The sequence below is a fragment of the Rheinheimera sp. UJ63 genome, assembly GCF_021568285.1.
GTDB lineage: Bacteria > Pseudomonadota > Gammaproteobacteria > Enterobacterales > Alteromonadaceae > Alishewanella > Alishewanella maricola.
In genome coordinates, this window is sequence record NZ_JAKGTQ010000001.1 from 712,601 (window position 1) to 736,083 (window position 23,483).

General features: G+C 46.2%; 27 protein-coding genes. 13 read left to right on the top strand and 14 right to left on the bottom strand.

Annotated features, from left to right (window positions below; translation table 11 throughout):
- Window positions 1-30: 30 nt before the first annotated feature.
- From gpmM to L1N97_RS03295, 3 genes are all read left to right on the top strand, one after another.
- On the top strand, window positions 31-1,575 hold the full coding sequence (gene gpmM / locus L1N97_RS03285) for a 2,3-bisphosphoglycerate-independent phosphoglycerate mutase (protein WP_236128812.1): 1,545 nt from the start codon (window positions 31-33) through the stop codon (window positions 1,573-1,575).
- Window positions 1,576-2,733, top strand: a complete 1,158-nt coding sequence (locus L1N97_RS03290) for a murein hydrolase activator EnvC family protein (RefSeq protein WP_236128813.1) — start codon at window positions 1,576-1,578, stop codon at window positions 2,731-2,733.
- A 98-nt stretch (window positions 2,734-2,831) separates the two neighbouring features.
- Window positions 2,832-3,605 (top strand): divergent polysaccharide deacetylase family protein, encoded by a 774-nt coding sequence (locus L1N97_RS03295; RefSeq protein WP_236128814.1) that lies wholly within the window; start codon window positions 2,832-2,834, stop codon window positions 3,603-3,605.
- Window positions 3,606-3,716: 111 nt separating this feature from the next.
- Here the strand turns inward: L1N97_RS03295 and L1N97_RS03300 are convergent, their stop codons facing one another.
- The 3 genes from L1N97_RS03300 to L1N97_RS03310 all read right to left on the bottom strand — a co-directional run bounded on the left by L1N97_RS03300 (window position 3,717) and on the right by L1N97_RS03310 (window position 6,897).
- On the bottom strand, window positions 3,717-4,088 hold the full coding sequence (locus tag L1N97_RS03300; RefSeq protein ID WP_236128815.1) for a VOC family protein: 372 nt from the start codon (window positions 4,086-4,088) through the stop codon (window positions 3,717-3,719).
- A gap of 71 nt (window positions 4,089-4,159) precedes the next feature.
- Window positions 4,160-5,491 carry a sodium-dependent transporter gene (locus tag L1N97_RS03305; RefSeq protein WP_229588462.1) on the bottom strand — a complete coding sequence of 444 codons (1,332 nt, stop codon included), beginning with the start codon at window positions 5,489-5,491 and terminating at the stop codon, window positions 4,160-4,162.
- A gap of 626 nt (window positions 5,492-6,117) precedes the next feature.
- On the bottom strand, window positions 6,118-6,897 hold the full coding sequence (locus tag L1N97_RS03310; RefSeq protein ID WP_236128816.1) for a PEP-CTERM sorting domain-containing protein: 780 nt from the start codon (window positions 6,895-6,897) through the stop codon (window positions 6,118-6,120).
- Window positions 6,898-7,470: 573 nt separating this feature from the next.
- Here L1N97_RS03310 and L1N97_RS03315 point away from each other — a divergent pair.
- The 4 genes from L1N97_RS03315 to L1N97_RS03330 all read left to right on the top strand — a co-directional run bounded on the left by L1N97_RS03315 (window position 7,471) and on the right by L1N97_RS03330 (window position 9,227).
- Window positions 7,471-7,761 carry a hypothetical protein gene (locus L1N97_RS03315; RefSeq protein ID WP_236128817.1) on the top strand — a complete coding sequence of 97 codons (291 nt, stop codon included), beginning with the start codon at window positions 7,471-7,473 and terminating at the stop codon, window positions 7,759-7,761.
- A 224-nt stretch (window positions 7,762-7,985) separates the two neighbouring features.
- Window positions 7,986-8,372, top strand: a complete 387-nt coding sequence (locus tag L1N97_RS03320; RefSeq protein ID WP_236128818.1) for a hypothetical protein — start codon at window positions 7,986-7,988, stop codon at window positions 8,370-8,372.
- A gap of 285 nt (window positions 8,373-8,657) precedes the next feature.
- On the top strand, window positions 8,658-8,927 hold the full coding sequence (locus L1N97_RS03325; protein WP_236128819.1) for a type II toxin-antitoxin system Phd/YefM family antitoxin: 270 nt from the start codon (window positions 8,658-8,660) through the stop codon (window positions 8,925-8,927).
- Complete coding sequence (locus L1N97_RS03330) at window positions 8,928-9,227, top strand: type II toxin-antitoxin system RelE/ParE family toxin (protein ID WP_236128820.1); 300 nt, start codon at window positions 8,928-8,930, stop codon at window positions 9,225-9,227.
- A 444-nt stretch (window positions 9,228-9,671) separates the two neighbouring features.
- Here the strand turns inward: L1N97_RS03330 and rpoH are convergent, their stop codons facing one another.
- From rpoH to ftsY, 4 genes are all read right to left on the bottom strand, one after another.
- Window positions 9,672-10,523: an RNA polymerase sigma factor RpoH gene (gene rpoH, locus L1N97_RS03335; protein WP_226749423.1), complete on the bottom strand. Its 852-nt coding sequence runs from the start codon at window positions 10,521-10,523 to the stop codon at window positions 9,672-9,674.
- Between the two features lie 127 nt (window positions 10,524-10,650).
- On the bottom strand, window positions 10,651-11,631 hold the full coding sequence (gene ftsX, locus L1N97_RS03340; protein ID WP_236128821.1) for a permease-like cell division protein FtsX: 981 nt from the start codon (window positions 11,629-11,631) through the stop codon (window positions 10,651-10,653).
- Window positions 11,628-12,311 carry a cell division ATP-binding protein FtsE gene (gene ftsE / locus L1N97_RS03345; RefSeq protein WP_229584906.1) on the bottom strand — a complete coding sequence of 228 codons (684 nt, stop codon included), beginning with the start codon at window positions 12,309-12,311 and terminating at the stop codon, window positions 11,628-11,630. The genes ftsX and ftsE overlap by 4 nt, the downstream gene beginning before the upstream one ends.
- A gap of 5 nt (window positions 12,312-12,316) precedes the next feature.
- Entirely contained in the window at window positions 12,317-13,261 is a 945-nt protein-coding gene (gene ftsY / locus L1N97_RS03350; protein WP_442967217.1) for a signal recognition particle-docking protein FtsY, read from the bottom strand.
- Between the two features lie 654 nt (window positions 13,262-13,915).
- Between ftsY and rsmD the strand changes: the two genes are divergently transcribed.
- A complete protein-coding gene (rsmD, locus tag L1N97_RS03355; RefSeq protein ID WP_226749419.1) occupies window positions 13,916-14,506 on the top strand; it encodes a 16S rRNA (guanine(966)-N(2))-methyltransferase RsmD in 591 nt (196 codons plus the stop codon).
- On the opposite strand, the gene L1N97_RS03360 is transcribed toward rsmD, so the two are convergent.
- Window positions 14,495-15,121: a YjaG family protein gene (locus L1N97_RS03360; RefSeq protein ID WP_226749418.1), complete on the bottom strand. Its 627-nt coding sequence runs from the start codon at window positions 15,119-15,121 to the stop codon at window positions 14,495-14,497. The genes rsmD and L1N97_RS03360 overlap by 12 nt on opposite strands.
- Before the next feature lie 350 nt (window positions 15,122-15,471).
- On the opposite strand from L1N97_RS03360, the gene L1N97_RS03365 reads away from it, so the two are divergent.
- Complete coding sequence (locus L1N97_RS03365; protein ID WP_226749417.1) at window positions 15,472-16,059, top strand: DUF4136 domain-containing protein; 588 nt, start codon at window positions 15,472-15,474, stop codon at window positions 16,057-16,059.
- 17 nt (window positions 16,060-16,076) lie between these two features.
- Here the strand turns inward: L1N97_RS03365 and L1N97_RS03370 are convergent, their stop codons facing one another.
- Window positions 16,077-16,652 (bottom strand): DUF3833 domain-containing protein, encoded by a 576-nt coding sequence (locus L1N97_RS03370; RefSeq protein ID WP_229584902.1) that lies wholly within the window; start codon window positions 16,650-16,652, stop codon window positions 16,077-16,079.
- Between the two features lie 105 nt (window positions 16,653-16,757).
- On the opposite strand from L1N97_RS03370, the gene L1N97_RS03375 reads away from it, so the two are divergent.
- Window positions 16,758-17,375 carry a 2OG-Fe(II) oxygenase gene (locus L1N97_RS03375; protein WP_236128822.1) on the top strand — a complete coding sequence of 206 codons (618 nt, stop codon included), beginning with the start codon at window positions 16,758-16,760 and terminating at the stop codon, window positions 17,373-17,375.
- Window positions 17,376-17,378: 3 nt separating this feature from the next.
- Here L1N97_RS03375 and L1N97_RS03380 read toward each other — a convergent pair whose 3' ends face one another.
- Genes L1N97_RS03380 through L1N97_RS03390 form a run of 3 tightly spaced genes read right to left on the bottom strand, consistent with a single transcriptional unit; the run spans window position 17,379 to window position 19,218 of the window.
- The gene (locus L1N97_RS03380; RefSeq protein ID WP_229584900.1) at window positions 17,379-17,819 is read right to left on the bottom strand and encodes a DUF192 domain-containing protein; all 441 of its coding nucleotides are present in this window, start codon (window positions 17,817-17,819) and stop codon (window positions 17,379-17,381) included.
- 5 nt (window positions 17,820-17,824) lie between these two features.
- Window positions 17,825-18,703 carry a 4-hydroxybenzoate octaprenyltransferase gene (ubiA, locus tag L1N97_RS03385; protein WP_229584899.1) on the bottom strand — a complete coding sequence of 293 codons (879 nt, stop codon included), beginning with the start codon at window positions 18,701-18,703 and terminating at the stop codon, window positions 17,825-17,827.
- Window positions 18,700-19,218, bottom strand: a complete 519-nt coding sequence (locus tag L1N97_RS03390; protein WP_236128823.1) for a chorismate--pyruvate lyase family protein — start codon at window positions 19,216-19,218, stop codon at window positions 18,700-18,702. The genes ubiA and L1N97_RS03390 overlap by 4 nt, the downstream gene beginning before the upstream one ends.
- 153 nt (window positions 19,219-19,371) lie before the next feature.
- On the opposite strand from L1N97_RS03390, the gene L1N97_RS03395 reads away from it, so the two are divergent.
- Window positions 19,372-19,770: a flagellar basal body-associated protein FliL gene (locus L1N97_RS03395; RefSeq protein ID WP_229584897.1), complete on the top strand. Its 399-nt coding sequence runs from the start codon at window positions 19,372-19,374 to the stop codon at window positions 19,768-19,770.
- 7 nt (window positions 19,771-19,777) lie between these two features.
- On the opposite strand, the gene glpG is transcribed toward L1N97_RS03395, so the two are convergent.
- Window positions 19,778-20,587, bottom strand: coding sequence for a rhomboid family intramembrane serine protease GlpG (gene glpG, locus L1N97_RS03400; RefSeq protein WP_236128824.1), 810 nt, complete (start codon window positions 20,585-20,587; stop codon window positions 19,778-19,780).
- Entirely contained in the window at window positions 20,574-20,897 is a 324-nt protein-coding gene (gene glpE / locus L1N97_RS03405; protein WP_226749409.1) for a thiosulfate sulfurtransferase GlpE, read from the bottom strand. Before glpE ends, glpG begins: the two co-directional genes overlap by 14 nt.
- A 151-nt stretch (window positions 20,898-21,048) precedes the next feature.
- Between glpE and L1N97_RS03410 the strand changes: the two genes are divergently transcribed.
- Together L1N97_RS03410 and L1N97_RS03415 are read left to right on the top strand one after the other, a co-directional pair.
- Entirely contained in the window at window positions 21,049-21,639 is a 591-nt protein-coding gene (locus L1N97_RS03410) for a LemA family protein (protein WP_229584895.1), read from the top strand.
- Window positions 21,640-21,642: 3 nt separating this feature from the next.
- Complete coding sequence (locus tag L1N97_RS03415) at window positions 21,643-23,451, top strand: M48 family metallopeptidase (protein ID WP_236128825.1); 1,809 nt, start codon at window positions 21,643-21,645, stop codon at window positions 23,449-23,451.
- Window positions 23,452-23,483: the final 32 nt, after the last annotated feature.

A 23,483-nucleotide genomic window follows, 5' to 3' on the forward strand; every position in this document is an offset into this window, starting at 1 on the left:
ATTACCTGCTATCTTGTTCATGGAGTTTGTATGCACCCAGCTAAAAAGCCTTTAGTTTTATTAATTCTCGACGGTTGGGGTTATCGCGAACAAACCGACAACAACGCCATTGCTCAAGCTAATACCCCGGTAATGGACAAACTGTGGCAAGACTACCCTCACAGTTTAATTTCGGGCTCGGGTTTAGATGTTGGTTTGCCCGATGGGCAAATGGGCAACTCTGAAGTGGGCCACGTTAATTTAGGCTCAGGCCGCATTGTGTATCAAGACTTTACCCGTATTACCAAAGCCATTGCCGAGGGTGATTTCTTTGAAAACCCGACTTTAGTAACAGCGGTGCAAAAAGCCGTGGCCGCAGATAAAGCGGTGCATATTATGGGGCTGTTATCACCCGGTGGCGTGCACAGCCACGAAGAACACCTACTGGCCATGGTAAAGTTGGCTGAACAGCAAGGCGCCAGCCGCATTTATTTACATGCGTTTTTAGATGGTCGCGATACCCCTCCTCGCAGTGCTGAGGCTTCCATTAAGGTGTTTGAAGAACACTTTGCCGCTTCAGGTAAAGGACAAATTGCTTCAATTATTGGTCGTTACTATGCCATGGACCGCGACAAGCGCTGGGACCGTGTGCAACAAGCCTATGACCTACTGACCCAAGGCAAAGGTATTTATCAATATAATAGTGCCTCTGCAGCACTTGCCGCCGCTTATCAGCGCGATGAGAACGATGAATTTGTGAAAGCCTCTGCCATTCGCACCGGCGATCAACAAACCATTAGTATGCAAGACGGCGATGCCCTCATTTTTATGAATTTCCGCGCCGATCGGGCTAGACAATTTAGCCACGCCTTTGTGGATGCCAACTTCGATGGTTTTGTGCGCCAGCATCAGCCTAAACTCAGCAGCTTTGTCATGCTGACCGAATATGCTGCCGATATTCCCGCGCCGGTCGCTTATCCACCAGAAAGCCTTAATAATGTGTTGGGCGAATGGTTAGCCAAGCATCAAAAAACCCAGTTGCGTATTTCTGAAACGGAAAAATATGCGCACGTGACTTTCTTCTTTAGCGGAGGACGTGAAGACCTGTTTGACGGCGAAGAGCGGATTTTAATTCCATCGCCACAGGTCGCGACTTACGATCTGCAGCCAGAAATGAACTCAACCGAGTTAACCGACAAACTGGTCGCGGCCATTCACAGCGGTCAGTTTGATGCGATCATTTGTAATTATCCGAATGGCGATATGGTTGGCCATACCGGTATTATGAGTGCCGCAATTAAAGCCGTTGAAGCCGTTGATAGCTGTATTGGCAGAGTGGTTGCCGCCTTGCAAGAAGTTGGTGGCGAATGCTTAATTACCGCAGATCATGGTAATGCTGAAATGATGCAAGATCCGCAGTCTGGTCAAGCTCATACCGCCCATACCAGCGGTCCAGTGCCGTTGATTTATGTGGGGCGTCAGGCCAAGGTTATCGAAGGCGGTGTACTCAGTGATATTGCACCGACCATGCTGCATCTGATGGGTATGCCAAAACCAGATGAGATGACCGGCAAAGTATTGATGCAAGTTAACTAAATGCCACCATCGCACAGCAAGACACCCTTTATCACTTGGCAGCTTGGGCTGCTGGTGTTTTGCTGTGTGTTTTTCAGCGTGGCGCAGGCGCAACAAAAACCGCAAGCCGAGCGTGAATTACAGCAACTGCAAAATCAAATTAAGCGTACCGAACAGCAAGTAAAACAACAGCAACGCCAATTGCAACAAGCTGAGCAAAAACTGCAACAAGCAGACAAAGCCCTGGCGGAGGCTTCAGGCAAAGTTCGGCAAACCAGCCAACGTAAACAACAGCTTGAACAAGAAAGCGCTAAGCTAGAACAACAACAAGCTAAATTGCAGCAACAATTAAATGAACAACAAACGCTACTGGCCGCCCAATTAAAAAGTGCTTACAGTATGGGGCAGCATGATTATTCTCGTTTGCTGTTGAATCAACAAGATACCGGCAAATTAGAACGCGTACTGACTTACTATCAGTATTTTAACCAAGCGCGCATTCGGCAATTAGCCAAGATCAATCAAACAGCGCAAGATTTGGCGCACATTATGGCTAAACTCGATGAGCAGCAGCGATTATTAGCGCGCGAATTAAGCGCCTTAGAAGAGCAGCAACAACAGTTTCAAAGTGCACGTAGCAGCCAACAAGATTCGGTTCAGCAATTACAAGCCTTACTGAAGCAACAAGGCAATCAGCTTAGCTACCTACGCCAAAATGAAAGCAGCCTGCAAAATACGATCAACGAATTACGCCGCCTTGCTGATCTCAACAAAGATATGAGCGGCCTCAGCAGTGGTAAAGGTCGTTTTCCATGGCCCTTAAAAGGTCAATTGTTGCAACGTTTTGGGCAAAATCGGCAAGGGGGTATGCCCTCTCGTGGCATCCTGATCCGCGGTATTAATGGCAGTAATGTGCAAGCTATCGCCGATGGCCGTGTGATTTATGCGGATTGGTTAAAAGGCTATGGCTGGGTTATCGTATTAGATCATGGCGCGGGGTTTATGTCGTTATACGGCCATAATCAAAACCTGTTAAAACAACCAGGAGCGCAGGTAACGAGTGGTGAAGCGATTGCATTGGTCGGCGCCAGTGGTGGCCAAGCCGACGCGGGGTTATATTTTGAGATCCGCGAAAAAGGGGAAGCGGTTAATCCCTTAAGCTGGCTTTCTCGCCAATAAATAACTGTTTAAAATCATCTTTAACGCTTACTATTCGCCATAATTTGTTTAAGTGTTAAAGCTGTCGGAGTCCCGGCATTAAAAAGGAAAGTGTTGTCGTGCGTTTGAGTTTGTTGCTGTCTGCTTTTTTACTTTGTGTGAGCTCGGTTACCGCAGCAGCACCCCGCATTGCCATTATCATAGATGATATTGGCTATCAACGTAACGATCTGAAAATGGTCGAATTACCCTATCCGTTAACTTACGCCGTATTACCGCATACCCCCTATGGCAAACAAGCGGCCGAACAAGCCTTTATGTTACAAAAAGACGTGATGCTGCATATGCCGATGGAAGCCACTAATCGTAACAGTTTAGGCCCCGGTGCCTTAACGCAAGAGATGACGAAACAGCAAGTGCAACTGACGCTGCAACAAGCGCTGGCCGACATTCCTTATGCGATTGGTATCAATAACCATATGGGTAGCCTGTTTACTGCCTTAGAGCAACCCATGGCGTGGACCATGGAATATTTGCAACAACGTCAGCTATTTTTTATTGATAGCCTTACCACACCGCAGAGCACCGCACGCCGTTATGCGAAACAATACAACGTGACCATTTTATCGCGGCATGTCTTTTTGGATAACGAGCAAAACCAACAAGCGCTAGAAAAGCAATTTAAGCAATTGCTGCAAATTGCCCGGCGCCATGAAACCGCTATTGCTATCGGCCACCCCTACCCTGAGACTTATCGTTTTTTACAACAACGCTTACCGCAGCTACAAGCAGAAGGTATCGAATTAGTCGGGATCTCCGCACTGTTACCTGAAAGTCATCAAGTGATCGCTGCTGGCTTTACCGAGCCCGCCAGTTATAGCCCTGAAGAATAAACTAAAGCCCCCTTACGCGCCCTGCTATCAAGGCTAAAGGCGTCAATGGGCTGCAATAGCGCCCTTAACCCAGCTTAACGCCAACGCGCAGCCAGAATGGCCTGTTGCGGCTTAAACGTGTTGATCAAACAAGATAGTATTACCATCGGGATCGGTTACGGCAAAACTGCCTGGACCACGTTCATTTTTCAACTGCTGTTGACTAAGCTCGATGCCTTGCGCCGTTAATTGCTCAGCAATTTGACGCACATCCGTAAAACTGGGCAACGCTTGGGCATGTTGATCCCACCCCGGATTAAAGGTCAAGATGTTGTGATCAAACATACCTTGAAACAGCCCTATATTGGTGTCGCCATTTTTCATAATAAGAAAACGGTGCGCCAGCTGACCGGCATACACCGTAAAACCTAACTTTTCATAAAATGCTTGTGATACCGCTAAATCTTTTACCGCTAAACTGATTGAAAAACAGCCGATACTCATAAAAAGGCTCCATTAAAAAAAAAGCCTAAGCAATGGCTTAGGCTTGGTAAAATAAGCTTAGCAGATCGCCATTATAACGACCGGTAAAACATCACCGCGATCACCAAGGGGCAAACAAATTTCACATACCAGGGCCAAATGCGCCAGAACCAACTGTATTCCGCATTGGCATCGGCGGTTTTTAAGTCTTGTAAAATGTCATTACGATGCCAGATCCAGCCAGCAAAAATACACAGCATTAAACCGAGTAGTGGCTGGCTGTAACGCGTAGTTAGGGTAATCACGAAGCCAAACAAACTGTCAAAGTTCAGCAAAATAGTCGCGCTAGCAACAAAAATAATCGCCGCGACCAACCATACCGCTTTCTTACGAGCCACTTTTTGGTGTTCAACCACATAAGATACCGGTACTTCTAACATTGAAATAGACGACGTTAGGGCCGCAATCGACATTAATAAGAAGAACGTTAGGCCAACGAACAACCCGACCAAGCCCATCGTGTTAAACAGTGACGGTAACACGGTAAAAATTAAGGTATCTTCAGCAAGCAACTGACCGCTTTCATTGAAAATTTCGACACCGTTATTAAGTGCTACATACATAGCAGGAATAATCACTAAGCCGGCCAGTACCGCAACACCGATATCAATTAAGGATACGGCCGCCCCTAAGCGCGGTAAGTTTTCACTATGACTCACGTAAGAGCCATAAATCAGCATAGTACCCACCCCTAACGACATAGAGAAAAAGGCTTGGCCCATCGCGCTGATCAGTAAATTAGGATTAAGCACTTCGGCAAAGTCAGGCAACAGATACACTTTTAAACCATCCATTGCGCCGTCTTGCGTCATAACATAAGCAAACAACAACAACATAATGACGAACAAGGTTGGCATTAAGCGAACTGACCAACGTTCGATACCATCTACCACGCCGCCGCTGACAATACCCACGGTTAGCAACATAAAGAACGCACAAAATAACAGGTTGCGCTCTAACGAAAAGGTGACCAGCCAGTTAGCCAAGTCAGTTAAACCAGCAATATTAGCGACGGCTTCCAGCGCATAGGAAAACATCCAGCCACCGACAATGCCATAAAACGCCAAAATCAGTGATACCGTGATCAGACCCATCACCCCGACTGCTCGGCCAGAAATACCCCGCGACACCTGACCTAAGGCATCGACCACATTCGACTTGGTGGCACGGCCAATTAATAACTCTGCCATCAATACTGGGTATGCCAATAAAAACGCTAAGAGCAGGTACATTAAAACGAATGCGGCGCCGCCATTACTGGCTACCTGCGATGGGAAGCCCCAAATATTTCCCAAACCAACAGCTGAACCTGACGCTGCCAGCACAAAACCGATCCTCGATGAGAACTCTCCGCGTATAGCCATAAAACAACCTTTTTTATAATTATGTAATTAACCTGAACCTGAGTTGTGGTGGGTCGCGCTTTGCGCCGACCGGGTGTTAAGTTGCCACACCCTGCAATAAAACTATTTTTTCTGTGTTTATTTTTTGCTGTTTGAATATATCGCATAACGCCAGCGCGTTCTATGGATTGTTCAAGCACAATGTCAGTATTACGCTGATTTTCGTCGCTACTGCGACGACTTACCCCAAGCACCGCCATCGCAAGACAACAGCGATGAAGTTATGGCCTGAAATAAGGTTATTCAGGGAGAATAGTTTGTATTAAAAGCGGTTATTGGCCTGTTTGCAGCTGGTTAGTCAGCAGCATTATTCCGTTTGTTACAGCAAAACTACCTAACAAAGATTTCACTGTTGGTGAAATACTTTCTTTATTGTCGCCAAAAGAAAGGATCAAAAAATGCGACCAAATTTCGCTCGAAAGCTCGCCTGACCACAAACGTTGTCCAAGGCGAAAACATCACTCGCGGGGCTCAGCAACGCCGCACTCAAACACCTGTTTTATTATGCTTGAGTAATAAAAAACCTCACATAAAGTGAGGTTCCAATCGGTAATCATCGATTAAATTATTAAGCTTAAAATGTATGCTCAGACGCGACTACGACGACGCATTAAACCCAACCCAAACAAAGCCGCACCGAAAATGGCTATTGTACTAGGCTCTGGCACAGCGTTAGCGTTTACAGAAAAATTAGCTAAGCGAAAGTCACCGTCAATAATACCATTACCGCCACCAGAGGCGACATCAATAGCACGTAATACTCCAGCAAAACCTAAGCCGCCAAACCAATCTGCATTCTCTGTGATATTGAAGGTAGCACCATCAGTGAAAAGCGTTCCAGTAATATCTAGTGTACCTGAACCAGCTGGGTCCACAAAAGCTGGAAGACCCAAGGCTGTCATTGCTGCATTAACTTGCGCAAACAAAGAAGCAGACATTTCGCCGTTATAGCTGGTGCTAAAACTGAGCCCAGGAAAGCCAGGTCCGTCATTTTGTCCCAGTACGCCAGCGTTAAAGTTAAACTCATATGTAGGGATGAGTAAACCACCGAAAGCTAGAAAACCACTAAAAATGTCGAAAGGATTATTTAGGCCACCTGTCAATGTGCCACCAGGACCCGCATGACCACTGAACGAACCACTACCTTGAACGCTTACAGTGTAATTTCCTGCTGCTATATTATTAGCCTTTACTGTACCTGCTAGATCACGATAATTAATCGTATAAGTGCTAGGTGATGAATCTAAGAATCCAGTAATTGACACATAGCCTGTTAGGCTATCAGTCGACATAATTACTGTAGAATGCGCTGCGGCGCTAGCAACGACTAAAGTGGCTGTCGCCAAAAAGCGGGTTACTGATTTCATTTATTACTCCCTAATATCATTGAAAAATAGTGAACATTATTTATTGTGAGCACCGAAACCTCTTAAGCAATAACCAAGCCAAAAATAATAAACAATACAAACCAATAACTTAAGCCTAAGCCCGTACCGATTTTATTATAAACTGTAAAATTTACTGACATTAAAAATCACGCTAATTTCATAAAATGGCAATAACAAAAAGCTAAAATCAGTGCCCCCACGGTAGGTGTTCCGGGAGAAATTACGCCTAGAAAACAAACGATTCAATGTGTGGTGTCTCATTAGAATTTAATGTTCAAGATGGCGTCGTCTTCATTTTCATTATTGGGGACCATAAGATTTAAAGGCAGAAGCGGCAGCTTTAATTGTTGATCAATATACTGTCAATGGTGTCAACGCAAAGTGCAGCCATTGCGGGCATCCGCATTTTGAGACTGCAGAAGCACAATTGAATACCGCGGGCTTAACATTTATAAATTTAGATTGGGCAAATAGAAGCGCATCAATGCTTGTTTGTAAAAAATGTACATTTATTATGTGGTTTTTAGAGGAACCCAGAAGGGTTGTCAGCTGATGCTTACAACAAGCGCCTTAAACAAAATGGCCTGCGGTCGCTTGGCTAGCAACAATTGGCATGGCTATGTTTTTAAAAGGAAAGGTGATTTGAAAAAAATAGATAACATTTTAAAAATAGGCATAGTTTTGGCTACTTTTGTTTTCATTAACGGTTGCGTCGCTCACCTTAATAAAGACACGCTCACCTCATCGGAATTAGTGAAAAAGCATGCAAAAATGGCAATAGCAGCTTGCGGCCAAGGTAATGTTAAAACAGTTTCTACTGAAGGCTACGAATGTCACATCTAGCAAGGTGCTCTCGTCGACGCTTGATCGGTTAGAACGCCGTTCCGCTGTGATCTCGCCGCATCTGACTTTGCTGTTACGTATTATGATAAACGTCTTATCGATAAGCTTTGCTTTAACTCCACAAGCTGCTCTGTATTTGACGTGGAGTAATTATATTCACACTGTATGATGTGTTAATCGATTGCTATCAAAACTTTTTACCGGATGTCAGTAGAGTAATGTTTATGAATACCGCGCATGGCAATTATTCACTGTCGGTCAATGGACATGTTATTTTCTGTGATTACTCTCAAGGGTTTAACATCGAAGGGGTGAGAAAACTTACCCATGATCTTCTTGTATTGGTATCAAGCATGGATGAATGGGTACTTTTCCAAAACCCTGATGAGTCTGCAGGTATTGTCCATAATGCTATCGTTGAAATGATGTCAAGTTACGTAAAACTGCAAAACGCAGGCTGTAAGGCAGTGGCAATTGTTGAAAACAGTATTTTTGTAAATGCAGGGATCCGATATCACCCTAAAGAATTAACGATGCCCATTCGAATTGATAAAGATGGCAAAATGCTGCTGGCATGGTTAGAGACCGAACTAAAAAAGCCACGTGAATGATCTGAAAATACTGAAAAACGTTTTTAAATTGGTCATTAAATCCACTCATCATATTTTGCTGTTAACTCCGCTTTTAAAGATAGGGTCTTTGCAAAACACCCGCTAATTATTCGCCCAATTACGTTGCAAGCCAAGCTTGGTTGATTACAACAAATTGGCAATACAACAGGTGGGGTGTTTAAATCAATGTCACTGCTCTCGTTGATTCTTACAACTATCATGCTCCTTGACCGCACCTGTTAACTGGTGCTATTAATAGCTAATCATTTTCATTGGGTAATCAGTATGCAAGTTAAATTTTCTGAAGATGTCATTCCGCTATCAGATCTTAAAATCAATCCCGGAAAGGTAGTTGGTCGAGCACAGGAGACACATCGCCCAATCCTGCTTACTAGCCGTGGACGAGGTGTAGCTGTTGTACAGGGTCTCGAAGATTATGAAAAAACTGCCGAAGAGTTGCAATTTGTAAAGGCGGTAGCGCACGGACTTATGGATGTTCGACAAGGCAACACAGTATCGTTAGAAGATGCCAAAAAATTATTAGGTATCAAATAAATGGAATTACGGATCGCACAGTCTGCTCTTGAAGACTTACACACTATTCAGGTGTATTACAAAGAGCAAAGTGTGCCACATATCGGTAATGATTTCGTAACTGCTATTCTGGAACAGTGCGAAATGCTTAAACTCCACCCAGATGCTGGCAGAATTGTTCCAGAATTCAACCTCAAACATATTCGTGAATTGATTCACCTGCCATTTCGGGTTGTTTACCTTAGGCAGGTGAAAGAGGTGGTGCTTATTCGAGTCTGGCGAAGTGAAAGACAGCTCGCATTACCAGATAACGAAACATGACCCAATTATAAATCGTCTAGCCCCCTTCACTTCACTGCGATACTGAAACTTGATCCACATATTGCCATAAATTGAGCAATAGATATCAGCTTTACGTCAGAACATCATTTACTTATCACGCTTTGCCGCTGTTAATCCCATTACGTTGCAAGCCGTGCAAGTTTGTACGACCAAGGTGTTAAGACGAGGGGTATTTGAGTGAGAAGCGGTAGCGACGAGCGAGTTACCTCGTCGCCTTGGGCGGGCAAAATTGAACGGGCTTTCGCCGCAACGTAGGGTCGCATTTTCTTTGGATACTTTCTTTTGGCGAAACAAAAGCAAGTTACTCGCCAACGGCGAAAAGGCTTAATAATGAACCAGATAATTAATTAATAAAAACCCGCGCATCACTCAGTGATTATCGCGGGTTTTTATTGTTTAGCGCTGCTTAGCAGCACAAAAAACTTAACTAACTAAAGCTTGATGCAGTTTTTTCATAGCGTTTTTCTCTAGCTGGCGAACTCGCTCAGCAGACACTTGATAACGCTCAGCTAACTCTTGCAGAGTGAGTTTTTGATTGTCTAACCAACGTGCGCGCACGATATCTTGGCTGCGATCATCAAGAGTGCGCATAGCCGCCTGTAAACGATCGACTGCGGCAGTATCCCACTGTTCATCGGCTACTTGCTCGGCCAGATCAGAACTTTTATCTTGCAGATAATACACCGGTGCCGTGTAGCTGCTATCATCATCTTCATCGGGGGCATCAAACGGCATATCGTAGTTACTCATACGAGATTCCATTTCACGCACTTCGTGCTCGGCTACCCCTAGCGACTCAGCAACGTTTTTTACTTCGTCTTGGTTAAACCAACCCAGATGCTTTTTCGATTTGCGCAGGTTAAAGAATAATTTACGCTGGGCTTTAGTGGTGGCAATTTTCACAATGCGCCAGTTTTTCAGCACATACTCATGAATTTCGGCTTTAATCCAGTGCACAGCAAAAGACACTAAGCGTACGCCTACTGCAGGGTCAAAACGCTTTACGGCTTTCATCAGGCCAATATTGCCTTCTTGAATTAAATCACTAACCGGTAAGCCATAACCTGAGTAGCTACGCGCAATGTGCACTACAAAGCGTAGGTGAGACATAATAAGTTGACGGGCAGCTTCTAAATCGCCGTCTTCATGAAGACGCTCTGCCAGATGGCGCTCTTGCTCAGCCGTTAGCATTGGAATCGAGCTAACTGAGTGAGTGTAAGCTTCCAGACTACCGCTGGCTGCTACAGAAAGTGGCATATAAGCTGATTGTGTCATGGTTTTGCACATCCTTAAAACAAACGATGGAGAGATATTAGCACTCTTTACGGGAGAGTGCTAATCCTAGATCAGCTTTTTTAAGATCTGCTTTTTATAACTAAGAACTTTTTAAGCACTTTTAGTACTATGGGCCGGATGGCTCAATCGCCCGAATATGTCGACGTACCGAAAGGTAAGAACCGCCAACACCTAAGGATACCGCCAGTAAAATAACACCGCAAAATTCGTATAGATTCATCGCCTGTAATTGAAAGTCGCTTTGATAAAGACTGGTGATATCACTGATGGCCCCCCGTAAACCCCAAAGCAAGGTTTCAGACACCAAAAACGCTAATAAGCCCCCCAGCACACCAAACCAAAAACCCGTATATAAGAAAGGGCGCTGAATAAAACTGTCTGTTGCGCCGACCAATTTCATCACTTCAATTTCAGCCTGTTTGCTGATAATCGATAAACGAATAGTATTACTCACAATAAACAGTACGGCGCTGAGTAATAATAATGCGATGGCAATGACGGCTTGCTGCATCAAGCGCACCACCGCTTCTAAGCGGGTTAGCCATTCCAAATCCAGTTTAGCGAACTCAACGATGCGCTCAGCCGCTAATTGTTGCATTAATGCCCGCGCTGCCGCAGGCTCGGTGTTCGCGGGCATAACCACTAACACATCTGGCAACGGATTTTCTGTCAGGTAATTCAGGGCTTCACCAAAGCTAGACGCGGCTTGAAATTCAGCCATCGCATCGGCTTTATTGATATGCCGAACCGCGGTGATCTGTGGATCGGCTTTTAAAATAGTTTGCAGGCTTTGAATTTGCGCCGCCGATGCGTCTTCTCGAATAAATAAATTAATCTCGGCAGCTTTAGCAAAGCTATTACTGATTTGCTGGGCGTTCTTGACCAATAAGTGCAACGTAACCGGTAAGGTTAAACTGAGCCCCAGCACAATAATGGTTAAAAACGAGGCCGCAGGCGTGCGCCATAACTCACCTAAGCTACTTAAAGCTTGGCGGATATGATGCACAAAAAACATCAGAAAACGGCGCACCAAGCCAATACGGTTAGCCTTCGCCCCCGTGGCGCGGCCAGTAAACAAAATACTCATACTTGATCCCTCGACGGGATCAGATCATCGTTGATCATGCGCCCTTGCTTTAAGGTCAAAGTACGATAACGCATTCGCGCAATCAGCCCCAAATCGTGGGTTGCTACCAGTACAGACACACCAACCTGATTAAAGGCTTCAAATACTTGCATAATATCGCGTGATAATTCGGGATCAAGGTTACCGGTAGGCTCATCTGCTAATAACAGCGGCGGTTTATTCACTACTGCCCGTGCAATGCCGACACGTTGTTGCTCACCGCCTGATAAGGTTTCAGGCAAACAACGTTGCTTATCTAACAGCCCTACTTTATCGAGGGCGGCATGCACGCGTTTAACCATCTCTTTGCCTGTAAAGCCTTCAATGACTAAGGGTAAGGCGACATTATCAAAAACCGTGTGATTCATTAATAAGCGGTGGTTCTGGAAAATAATCCCCACATCACGGCGAACATAAGGAACTTGACTGCGCTTTAAACGGCTTAAATCAATATTATTGATCATCACCCGCCCAGTGCTGGGGCGTTCGATCATGCTAATCAGCTTTAAAATGGTACTTTTACCCGCACCAGAATGGCCGGTTAAAAACACCATTTCGCCTTTGGCGATGCGGAAATTGATACGCTCAAGCGCCACAAAACCGCCGGGATAACTTTTGCTGACATGATCAAACTGCAACATGCGGTTTAGTCCTTATTAAATAACGCCCGGATAAAATCTTTAGCAGCAAACTGCCGCAAGTCGTCGATGGCTTCGCCCACACCGATAAAACGGATTGGCACTTTAAACTGATCCGCAATTGCGAAAATCACCCCGCCTTTGGCTGTGCCGTCTAGCTTGGTTAAACTAATGCCCGTTAGCGGCACAGCCTCATTAAATAACTTGGCTTGGCTTAGCGCATTTTGGCCGGTGCCGGCATCTAACGTTAGCATCACTTCATGTGGTGCCTGCACGTCAATTTTTTGCAGCACGCGCACAATTTTCTTCAACTCTTCCATTAAGTGCGCTTTGTTTTGTAAACGCCCTGCGGTATCAGCGATTAAAATATCCACTTTACGCGCTTTAGCCGCTTGATAAGCATCAAAAATAACAGAGGCACTATCGGCACCGGTATGCTGTGCAATAACCGGGATCTTGTTACGCTCTCCCCACACTTGCAATTGCTCTACCGCAGCCGCGCGAAAGGTATCACCAGCGGCTAACATCACGCTCTTACCTTGCTGTTTAAATTGCTGCGCCATTTTACCGATAGTGGTGGTTTTACCCACACCGTTAACACCAACCATTAAAATCACAAAGGGGCCACTGCTGTTTTCTGGGACTAAAGGCTGTTCCACATCTTGTAATAACGTTGCCATATCCAGTTGCAGTTTATCAAATAATAAACCGGCATCTTTTAATGCTTTGCGATCGGCATGCGTGGTGAGTTGTTTAATCAGCTTTTGTGTCGTGTCCATGCCCACATCAGCCAGCAATAGCTGCGTTTCTAATTCTTCGTACAGCTCGTCATCGATTTTCTTACCGACAAATAACCCCGCTAAACCGGCGCCGAGGTTTTGGCTGGTTTTTGCTAAGCCTTGTTTTAAGCGTGTGAAAAAGCCCGGTTTTTTCTGTGGCTGTGCGGCAGCCATGGGCTCTGCATTGTTTTCAGCACTGACGGTCGGCAAAGCTTGCTCGACTAGCGGGCGAGTCGGCTCTGCTGCCGCTTGATTTGCCGTGTTTTCACTGCGCGTCTCGTTATGAGCCGTTGCATGTACCACGGCAGTAGCGGCCGTGACGACCGCAGGCTCAGCGCTAACCGCTACGTCAGGTGAAACTGCAGCATGCTGGCTTGAAGTCTCCACCTCGGCTTGAGGTTTCGTGGCGGCTTGCTCAACCTCGGCAGATTTTACAGGAGCGGCTTCGACAGGCGTTGGCTCTACAACGCTCTCTGCTGGTTTTAACGCCGCCGTCACAACAGTGGGTTCTGACGGTACTTGCACATCAGATGCTGGAGTGGCATCCGTTACGGCAGGCTCTGCAGCAGCCGTCTCTGGTGCGTTATCGGCGTTAGGCTGGGTGGGCGTTAACAAAGGCTCAGCAGCAGGTTCAACTGCCGCAGGCGTTGCATCGTTTTTGGTGGTATCAGCCGCAGGGGCATCGGCCGGTGGGTTATTTTTCTTACCAAAACCTAACCAGGAGAAGAGTTTATTTTGTTTTGTCATATGCTTTTGTGTCAGAGTCGGAAAACTAGGATAAAATTGGCTTTATACTAACACCTTTATCAGCAAGGCAAAATGCAATAGATGAAACAACTGAAAACGCACGCGGCCAAGGCAGCTCAACCTGGCTTTGTCAGAATTATCAGTGGCAAATGGCGCGGTAAAAAGCTGCCGGTAGCCGATGCTCTCGGTTTGCGCCCAACCACCGATCGAGTAAAAGAAACGCTATTTAATTGGTTGATGCACGATACTGCACAAAGCACCGTGCTAGATTGTTTCGCTGGCAGTGGCAGTTTAGGCTTAGAAGCCTTATCGCGGCATGCGGCCTTTGTAACCTTAGTTGAAAAGGCGCCCAACTTGGCTAAACAATTACAGCAGCATTTACGCCAACTCGACGCCAGCAACGCTGAGGTGTTAAATCAAGATTGTTTATTGTGGTTACAACGCCCGGCGCTACGCCAATATAATTTAGTTTTGATTGACCCACCCTTTCGTCAGAATTTAGCGCAGCCATGCTGTGCAGCATTAGAACAACAAGGTTGGTTGGCTGAAAATGCGCTGATTTATCTGGAAACAGAAAAGGAACTGACATTAGAAAGCATACCGGCGAATTGGCGCTTATTAAAAGAGAATATCGCCGGTCAGTTAGCGTATCGCTTATGGTTAAGAGGCTGATGACGGGTTTTGGGGCAATTCCATTGCTAGGTTGGTTAGCCCCTGCTCTTTTACCCAGGCCTTAAGGCTTTGCATTTGCTCACGACCTATCACGGTCATCGGTGTTACTAACGCGATAAGCTCAGCTAAACACTCCATTTCGTAGCACATTAGCGGATCTTCACGCACAATCTTCTTCAACTCGGCTTCGGTAGTAATATCTTCATCAACCGTGTTGTATTCAATTAAACGCGCCACTGTCGCTTGCGAAATTTTAGCGACATTGAGAAACTCTGCGGCATCTAGCTGACAAATACCATTTAACATCATATCTAACGCCGTGGCGCAATCAACCGCCGGATAAACACCGAACATATCAAAATGATTCACTTCTGGCGTCACCAACTCTAGCTCTTCCGCTAAACGCTCAAAGTTAATTTTAACTTTTTTTACCGTTAACCATTCCCAGCACAGATCTAAAATATTGCGTAACAACTTGCTGTCACCAAACTCGCTTACTTCAGCGAACAACTGATAGTTCGGTAACATTCTTTCCATTAACGTCGCAGCAATCGCGGCTTGTTGATATAACGATAATTCGCGCATTAATTGAAAGTTATTCGCTTTTTGATTCATAAAGATCCTGCTAAGGGTACTGACAAAGACAGCGTGGTTAAGTGAGTTGTCGATTATAGCCTAATGTTAGCGATCGATGTTGCAAGCATCGGCGAGAAAATTCGACTATTTACACTGACCGCATGTTGGCCTCGAAATATTTTTGCACCATGCCTTACGCCAAGGTCGGCGCAGTGTATGATAACTATGGCTCAGTATTATGGCGCAATTGGCTATAATAGGAACCTTTAAGTAGTTTTAACAGTCATACCCTGTGCAGATAATGCCAGATCCAGTCGATGCTAAGTGCTGATCGCACTTGGGCATTTTGCAGTAAAATACTTTGTATCAGTAACGGTAAGCAGGTGTTTATGAACAGACAATCTTTTTCAACCATGTGGCGTACTTTAGTAACAGCGGGCAGTTTGCTGCTCCTTAGTGCCTGCGCGACTGGCCCTACCGTACGCTCAGATCAAGCCCCCGATGCCAACCTGGCTAATTACCAAACCTTTGGCTTTATGACCGAGTTAGCCACTGACCGGGGCGGTTATACTTCGCTGGTGACACAACATCTGAAAGCCGCGGTCACAGCTGAAATGACCGCACGCGGTTATCGCTTTTCTGAAGAAAGCCCGCAGTTATTAGTCAATTTTAATTCGAACGTGGAGCAACGCACTGATATTCGCACCACCACTTCTGCCGCGCTTGCGCCTTATAGCTATTACCACTACCGTCGTGGTTTTTACAGCCCGTTTCCTTACTATCAAAAAGAAGTAGAAACCGTGCGTTACAAAATTGGCACCGTCAATATCGACGTGGTTGATGCGGCACGTAAGCAATTGGTGTGGGAAGGGGTTGCTGAAGGCGTGTTAAAAAGACAAGATTTAGAAGAGCCACGCCAAGCAATGGCTCAGGTTGTTGCCAATATTTTCGACAAGTTTCCACAACCGCGCCGCTAAGCGGCGCGCTAGCGGCTTTAGCTGTTACTGGCCAGTTCAGCAACCTGCTGTTTAAGGTTACTGCAACTGGCTTGCGGATTTAGCTGTTGAATAGACAAGGTTAATTCCGCCACCTTAATCCCAAACTTATGCATTGTTGTGCGGTTAATCAGGTTTTGTTGATCCACCAAGTACAACCAATCTTTCACCGTAACATCTAATTCATCACCGTTATACGGAATACGCAATACATACTGCCAATACAAGCTATTACCGGCCAACTGGCCATTTGCTGCACCCACGACATCCCCTGCAGAACCGGTTATGCGACCATCGGCAAATTGCGTTAACTGCCAATGCCGCTGCTCAACTCGGCCATCGCTAAAATAAAAGACTTCATATAAGTCACCTTTATCACCCTGCCACTCACCGCACAAGTCTGCAGTAAAGCGTAATGTTTGCTTACCGCGCCAATCGTGCAGTACCCCATAAGCCTTGCCACTGCCTAAGAAAAATTCTTTTAACGAAAGTTTGGGTGTTTCGGCTTGATACTGCTGCACCGACTGACTACAACCGGCCAGCAATAACGCCGCCGCCATGATACAAATACGCATATCGGATCTCCTGATAAACCTTGCTTAAGCATACGCCAATAACTACCGTCTGGCTCAGTACTATGGCAAACTAGCGCCCCGTTACTCTTGCCAAGAAGACTCTTCATGTTCAGCATTGACCCTGCGCAATTTGCCCCCTTATTGGACAAATTTAACCAACAGGGATGGGTATTAGCACCTCACTTTGTACCTGCGGCTTTAAATCAGGCGCTATTAGCGGATTTGCAGCAACAACAGTTGCAGCAGGCGGGCGTAGGACGACAGCAAGCACATAGCATCAACGCAGACATTCGGCGTGATAAAACGGCGTGGTTTGATGGGCAAAGCGCTGCGCAACAACAGTACCTGCAATTAATGCAAGCCCTACAACAGGCGTTTAATCGGGCATTTTTTTTAGGGTTATTTGATTTTGAGTGTCACTATGCGCGTTATAGCCAAGGCGACTTTTATCACAAACACCTTGATGCATTCAGCGGCCGCTCTAACCGGGTGCTGACCACCGTAAGCTATTTGAATACGGTCAGCCAAGGTGGCGAGCTACAACTGTTTAGCGAAGAGGATCAACTCCTCAGTAGTATTGTGCCAACGGCGGGCAGTTTAATTTTGTTCGAAAGCGAGCGTTTCCCGCATCAAGTCTTACCGGCCGTAGACGAACGATACAGTATTGCCGGTTGGTTTAGACGCAATAATAGCCTGCAAGGACACATTGATCCGCCCAATTAACGTTTAAGGTTGTGCTTCTGCGGCCAGCAAACGAACGGTACTACCTTTACCTAGGTTTTGTGCAGCAAACCAACCTTGCGGCATTTCTAATGCCGCAATAATTGCAATCTCAGAGGGTACCGGCGTTTCATCAAATGGCTGCAGCTGACGAATATGGTGGATGGTCCAATCTGCGGTAATAAAGGCAACATCCAACGGCATGCTGGTGTTGCGCATCCATAAACTGATTGCTTGTGGCTCGGTATAAAGCAGTAACATACCGGGTTCGGCCTGTTGTTGAAACATTAAACCCTGGGCGCGCAACGCAGGGGTATTAGCCAACTGCACCGGTACTGTTACCGAGTCTAATTGCAAACGCGCAGCGGGAAAAGTCAGCAGCGTCGTCTGCGTTATCGCGGCACAACTGGTTAATAACAAACAGAAACTCAGTAACCATGCTTTCATGCAAATCACCCCTGGCTTTGTTGAGCAAAGCTCACAAAGAGCCCAATAAAAATAATTAAACCCACATAGTGGTTATGTAAAAAGGCTTTAAAAGCACCTTGCCTGCTGTTATACGCTAACCAGTGCTGGTAAGCAAAAGCCGGTAGCGTAGCAACAATAGCCAGATAATACGGCCAACCTAATAATAACTGCCAGCCAATCCAGCTTAATAAGCTTAAGAAGATCAGCTGCAGCAAGGCAATAATCGGTAACGCGAAGGCACCAAACAAAATCGCCGTAGATTTTACGCCAATCTGTAAATCGTCTGGCCGATCGACCAGCGCATAGTAAGTATCATAAGCCACTGTCCAACATAAATTGGCTAAATACAACGCCCAAGCATAACCGGGGATCTCACCCTGATAGGCCATAAATGCCATCGGAATCCCCCAACTGTAAGCCGCACCTAAAACCACTTGCGGTAAATGAGTGTAGCGCTTCATAAAGGGGTAACAACTGGCCAGCAGCACGGCCACTAATGCCAATAACTGGGTGGCACTATTGAGAAACAGCAATAAGCTAGCTGCCAGCACCAGCAGTAGCACAAACAATTGCAACGCTTCCGGGGCGGTGACCGCGCCAGTTGCAAGCGGTCGGTTTTTCGTGCGTTCTACCTGACCATCGACTTTACGATCAGCGTAATCATTAATCACGCAACCGGCTGAGCGCATTAAAATCACCCCCAGTGTAAAAACCAGCCACATGCTAAAAGACGGTATACCTTCGGCAGCGAGCCACAGCGCCCACCATGTTGGCCATAGCAGCAAATAAATACCAATAGGTTTATCTAGTCGCATTAACTGGCTATAAAAAGCCCGCTGCTGCCAACGTAACTGCCAACTCATAAATTTAGTACCCCGGGCAAAAAGACTTCTGCAACTAATAACGGTTGCTCTGCTACTGAAAACACCGAGCGTCGCGCCCAAAAATGCCCCGGTGCCACGCCAGCAAAGCCCTTAGTTAAGGCTAATTGTGCGACTTCAATAGCGCTTCTGCTGACATCATCAAATTGAAATAGCAACTCGCCCAGCGGCTGTTCGCCTAGCGCAACTAAGGCTTGGATTCGCTGCATACTTTGCTTTGGCAACCAGCTTTGAGCATAAACGACAGGTTGTTCATTACACCACATTAACACTTCTCGGCATACACACTGCTGCACTGGCTTTGGAAAACTCGCTTGTAGAAAATGCGGCAGTACAGCCGCAGTCTCGGCAATAACTTGTAAGCGAAAAGACGTGCTGTGCGCTTTTAATCTGGCGGTTAAGGAACCCGACTCTAACAGCCAAGGCGCTAAAGATGTGGGTAAAGGCGACGTGACCGCATGCTGCCAAGCCTCTTCTAATGATAAAACAACACTCATCGTTTTCTGCTATCAAGCCCTTAAAAAAAGTTGCCGCATCATAGCAACTGCTTAAATTTTTTTCAGCTCAAATTGCCCGTGCACTAGGTGATTTCAGGATCTGCTGATATTATTAAAACACGTTATCTCTTTACGGTTACGGAACTTCTGCCTTTGAAATCAATTCTGCAAGGTCTATGCTTCGCCCTGTTGCTGTCTGGTACTGCAGCGGCGCAACAAACCACTACCGAAGTGGTTTATTACGGTTTTGAGCCGGATATCGTGACGAATTTTGTCTCGGAAAATCGCCGCAGTTTAGGCTATGTGCGAGTCTCCATTGAGTTGATGCTGCCAAATAAAGAAATGCTCTCTGTTATCGAGTATCACGAGCCGATGATCCTAGACACCATTATTGGTATTTTAAGCAAACAGCCTGAACAAAAAATCAAATCAATTACTGGTCGTGAAGAAATCCGTTTAGAAATTTTTGAACAGTTAAAAGTGGTATTGAAACGGGAAACCGGCCAAACCATGGTGCAAGATATTTTATTTACGAAGTATCTTTACCAATAAGCCCGCTTTACACGGGCTGTTTTGAATGACGCAATACAGCCCAAATTAGGCCACACGCCAATCCGCCTAAATGTGCCCAATTGGCCATATTAACCCATAGCACATCCATAAATCCAAAGGCTAACCACAGCACCATAAACGCCGCTAAACCATCGGTCACCGGGTAATGGTGTTTTCCGGCTAACTTATCACTCAGCCAACAATAGCCAAACAGCGCATACACCACGCCCGATAAGCCACCAAAATCAGGGCCAACTAACGCCAACTGCAAACCATTTGATAATAATGCACTGCTCAAGGTTAATTGAATAAGCAACGCACTGCCCGCTCGCTGTTCAATTTTTTGCCCAAGCAAAAACCACCAGCACAAATTAAACACGATGTGCGTGAGCGAAAAGTGCAGCAGTATTGGTGTTATCCAACGCCAAATTTGCGCCGGCTCTGTTAACATCAGAGCGCTATTGGCCGCTTGAAAACTGAGTTGTTGCCATAAATATATGAGGCATACCAGCAGCACTATGAGTGAGGTAACAGGAGATTGCAGTAACTGTGACCAACGCAGACTGGGCCGCTTACCGCTTGTTGCTATGGTTCGGCTTTGTTGCCAAGCGGCGGCTTGATAACGGGCGTGCTCGGGTTCAGTCAAAAACTGCTTTAATAACGGCTCAATTTGGCTCAGTTGCTCGGCCGGTGCGGCTAAGGTGGTTGTTTGCCCTTCCTGCGCCAGCTCTACCTGCAAACCTTTGCTGGTGCAATAGTCTGCAAATAAACGCGCAGGAATTGCCGACTCAAACGCGACAAACTTATGCATTGTCATCAGTGACAACCGGATATTCGGCACGCCAAGCTGCAACGCCACCGTCCATGCTGTACACCTCTTCATAGCCTTGTTGTGCTAAATATTGCGCGGCACCTTGGCTAGAATTGCCGTGATAACACACCACAACTACGGGCTGCTCAAACGGAAACTGCTGCATAAATTGCACAATACTGCCATTCGTTAAGTGATAAGCGCCTTCGATATGACCGGCAGCAAAACTGTTTTCATCCCGAATATCCGCAATAATGGCTTGCTGCGTGATCAGCTGTTGAGTTTCGGCCACCGAGATACGTTTAAAATCGCTCATTTTCACCTCATTCAGAAAAGGCCTTATCATAGCGCAGCGCTTAGTGAATAGCAGCCTTGATAACAAACTTTACACGCATTAACCGAAGAACTGCTGGACAATCAGTTAAACCTTCGTTAACAATAAACCAAATATATTGTTGGAGTAGGCTATGGCACCCCTTATCATTTTAGCGCTGATCGCGGCTCTGGTGTTTTACATCATCAGCATCTTTAATCAGCTGGTAAAACTCAGAAATCGTTTTCAAAACGCCTTCGCACAAATCGAAGTGCAGCTGAAACGTCGTTACGATTTAATCCCGAATTTAGTCGAAACCGCGAAAGGCTACATGAAACATGAGCGCGAGACGCTTGAAGCGGTGATTGCAGCGAGAAATACCGCGTTAGCGGGGCTGAAAGTGGCCGCCAATAATCCGGGCGATGCCGGAGCAATTGGCCAACTGGCAGTTGCTGAAGGGGCATTACAAAGCTCAATGGCGCGCTTTAGTATGGTGATGGAAGCTTACCCTGACTTAAAAGCCAGCGAGAATATGCAGCAATTATCAGAAGAGCTGACCAGCACAGAAAACCGTATCGCTTTTGCCAGACAAGCGTTTAATGACGCGGTAACAGACTACAACAGCTACAAGCAAAGCTTTCCGCCGATGTTTTTCGCAGCCAGTTTTGGCCATAGCAAAGATGCGGTGTTATTAGAGTTTGCTGATAGCGCAGCCATTCAAGCGGCACCGAAAGTTAGCTTTTAAATAATGGCAACAAACTTTTTTCAGCAGCAAGATTTAGCACGTCGCAATACCCGTCTGTTGGTGGTGATCTTTGGCATGGCGGTGTTGTCGCTGATTGTGCTGACTAACTTGCTGGTGATGATTAGCCTGGGCTTTGTGCAAGACGTACAAAGCAGCTTTATGCTGCCATGGGAAGTGATAACGAGTATCAGTTTAGTGGTCATTGCCGTGGTTGGTTTAGCCATTATGGCTAAGTGGCAGCGGCTAAAACAAGGTGGCCGCACTATTGCCGAGGCGCTCGGTGGTGAACGGGTAAACCCTGATACCGCCAATAGCGCAGAGCGCCGTTTACTGAATGTGGTAGAAGAAATGGCCCTGGCGGCTAATTTGCCTGTTCCGCCCGTTTATTTGCTGCCTGAAAGCGGTATCAATGCCTTTGCCGCCGGTTACAGCCAGTCTGACGCGGTGATTGGTATCACCCAAGGTAGCTTGCAACAACTAAGCCGAGACGAATTACAAGGCGTTATCGCGCATGAATTTAGTCATATTTTAAATGGTGATATGCGGATGAATATCCGCTTGATTGCCATTTTAAATGGCATCTTGTTTATTGGTCATATTGGCTATTATTTATTGCGCTCTGGTCGCGGTAGCAGCGCACTGATGAGTAGCCGAAAACGCAATAAGAATGCCGGTGGCTTATTACTGTTCGGCATTGGCTTAGTGGTTATCGGCTATCTAGGTTCATTTTTTGGTAATTTAATTAAGGCCGCGGTAAGCAGACAACGCGAATATTTAGCAGATGCTTCCGCGGTTCAATTTAGCCGGAACCCTTTGGGTATCAGTGGCGCCTTGAAACGGATTGGCGGCTATCAAGCAGGCTCAAAAATTAACCACCCGAACGCGGATGAAATGAGCCATCTTTTTTTTGGCGAAGCACTGAGTCGCTGGACCAGTATCTTTGCCACTCATCCGCCTTTAGCAAAACGTATCCAACGCTTAGATCCCACTTGGAATGGTCGTTTCGCGGCAGCAACGAGCACAAAAAAAACCAGTGCAGAACAAACCACGAGCGACTCGCCGGCATTATCTGCGCGTCAGAGCATGCTCGCTGCCCTGCCGTTGCTATTAAGCCAAAGTAGTCATCAGCTATTACCCGCTAAAGCCATTGTCTGTGCCATGTTACTGACCCCAGAGCAATTTGCTACACAATTAGCTATGATTAAAAACCAAGGCTCACCGACCCTTTTACAACAAGTGGATCAACTAGCCGATGAGGTAAGCCGTTTACCACTGGCGCAACAGGTGCAATTATTGCAACTGACGATCCCCACCCTGAAACAACTTAGCGCCAGCGAATTTCAACAAATTTCAGCGCTGTTGCAACAATTAACCGCCAACAACTCCAGCTTACAAGCTTGGCTATGTTTAAATTTTATTCAGCATACTGTCGCCAGTCAGTTCAGCGCTAAAGACGTCCATCATCGCGCGCATTCGCACAGTTTGGCGCAGTTACAGCCCCAATTAACACTCTTATTCAGCGCACTAGCCGACTGCGCTGGGCCTGAGCAAACCGAACCCGCGTGGCAAGCCGCTTGGCAGCAACTGGCTTTGCCCAATGTGCCTGCAAAACCCGTCACCGACTACCAGGCACTAACGGCTGCCTTACCTATGCTGATCGACGCTGCACCCAAAGTTAAACAACAACTGTGGCAAGCCGTGCTTGTTACTATTGCTGCCGATAAACATTTCAGTGACGCAGAACAAGCGATGACTAACTTACTGGCAATGCTCTTAGAAATGCCCGTCCCCTTAACAGCAGATTTTAGTTAGGTGTTGATTTTCAGACAGGGCTTTAGCACAAG

Coding starts and splice junctions, on each gene's coding strand:
- gpmM (WP_236128812.1), top strand. CDS start 31: ATGCACCCAGCTAAAAAGCCTTTAGTTTTATTAATTCTCGACGGTTGG.
- L1N97_RS03290 (WP_236128813.1), top strand. CDS start 1,576: ATGCCACCATCGCACAGCAAGACACCCTTTATCACTTGGCAGCTTGGG.
- L1N97_RS03300 (WP_236128815.1), bottom strand. CDS start 4,088: ATGAGTATCGGCTGTTTTTCAATCAGTTTAGCGGTAAAAGATTTAGCG.
- L1N97_RS03305 (WP_229588462.1), bottom strand. CDS start 5,491: ATGGCTATACGCGGAGAGTTCTCATCGAGGATCGGTTTTGTGCTGGCA.
- L1N97_RS03310 (WP_236128816.1), bottom strand. CDS start 6,897: ATGAAATCAGTAACCCGCTTTTTGGCGACAGCCACTTTAGTCGTTGCT.
- L1N97_RS03315 (WP_236128817.1), top strand. CDS start 7,471: ATGCTTACAACAAGCGCCTTAAACAAAATGGCCTGCGGTCGCTTGGCT.
- L1N97_RS03320 (WP_236128818.1), top strand. CDS start 7,986: ATGAATACCGCGCATGGCAATTATTCACTGTCGGTCAATGGACATGTT.
- L1N97_RS03325 (WP_236128819.1), top strand. CDS start 8,658: ATGCAAGTTAAATTTTCTGAAGATGTCATTCCGCTATCAGATCTTAAA.
- L1N97_RS03330 (WP_236128820.1), top strand. CDS start 8,928: ATGGAATTACGGATCGCACAGTCTGCTCTTGAAGACTTACACACTATT.
- rpoH (WP_226749423.1), bottom strand. CDS start 10,523: ATGACACAATCAGCTTATATGCCACTTTCTGTAGCAGCCAGCGGTAGT.
- ftsX (WP_236128821.1), bottom strand. CDS start 11,631: ATGAGTATTTTGTTTACTGGCCGCGCCACGGGGGCGAAGGCTAACCGT.
- ftsE (WP_229584906.1), bottom strand. CDS start 12,311: ATGTTGCAGTTTGATCATGTCAGCAAAAGTTATCCCGGCGGTTTTGTG.
- ftsY (WP_442967217.1), bottom strand. CDS start 13,261: ATGGCTGCCGCACAGCCACAGAAAAAACCGGGCTTTTTCACACGCTTA.
- rsmD (WP_226749419.1), top strand. CDS start 13,916: ATGAAACAACTGAAAACGCACGCGGCCAAGGCAGCTCAACCTGGCTTT.
- L1N97_RS03360 (WP_226749418.1), bottom strand. CDS start 15,121: ATGAATCAAAAAGCGAATAACTTTCAATTAATGCGCGAATTATCGTTA.
- L1N97_RS03365 (WP_226749417.1), top strand. CDS start 15,472: ATGAACAGACAATCTTTTTCAACCATGTGGCGTACTTTAGTAACAGCG.
- L1N97_RS03370 (WP_229584902.1), bottom strand. CDS start 16,652: ATGCGTATTTGTATCATGGCGGCGGCGTTATTGCTGGCCGGTTGTAGT.
- L1N97_RS03375 (WP_236128822.1), top strand. CDS start 16,758: ATGTTCAGCATTGACCCTGCGCAATTTGCCCCCTTATTGGACAAATTT.
- L1N97_RS03380 (WP_229584900.1), bottom strand. CDS start 17,819: ATGAAAGCATGGTTACTGAGTTTCTGTTTGTTATTAACCAGTTGTGCC.
- ubiA (WP_229584899.1), bottom strand. CDS start 18,703: ATGAGTTGGCAGTTACGTTGGCAGCAGCGGGCTTTTTATAGCCAGTTA.
- L1N97_RS03390 (WP_236128823.1), bottom strand. CDS start 19,218: ATGAGTGTTGTTTTATCATTAGAAGAGGCTTGGCAGCATGCGGTCACG.
- glpG (WP_236128824.1), bottom strand. CDS start 20,587: ATGACAATGCATAAGTTTGTCGCGTTTGAGTCGGCAATTCCTGCGCGT.
- glpE (WP_226749409.1), bottom strand. CDS start 20,897: ATGAGCGATTTTAAACGTATCTCGGTGGCCGAAACTCAACAGCTGATC.
- L1N97_RS03410 (WP_229584895.1), top strand. CDS start 21,049: ATGGCACCCCTTATCATTTTAGCGCTGATCGCGGCTCTGGTGTTTTAC.
- L1N97_RS03415 (WP_236128825.1), top strand. CDS start 21,643: ATGGCAACAAACTTTTTTCAGCAGCAAGATTTAGCACGTCGCAATACC.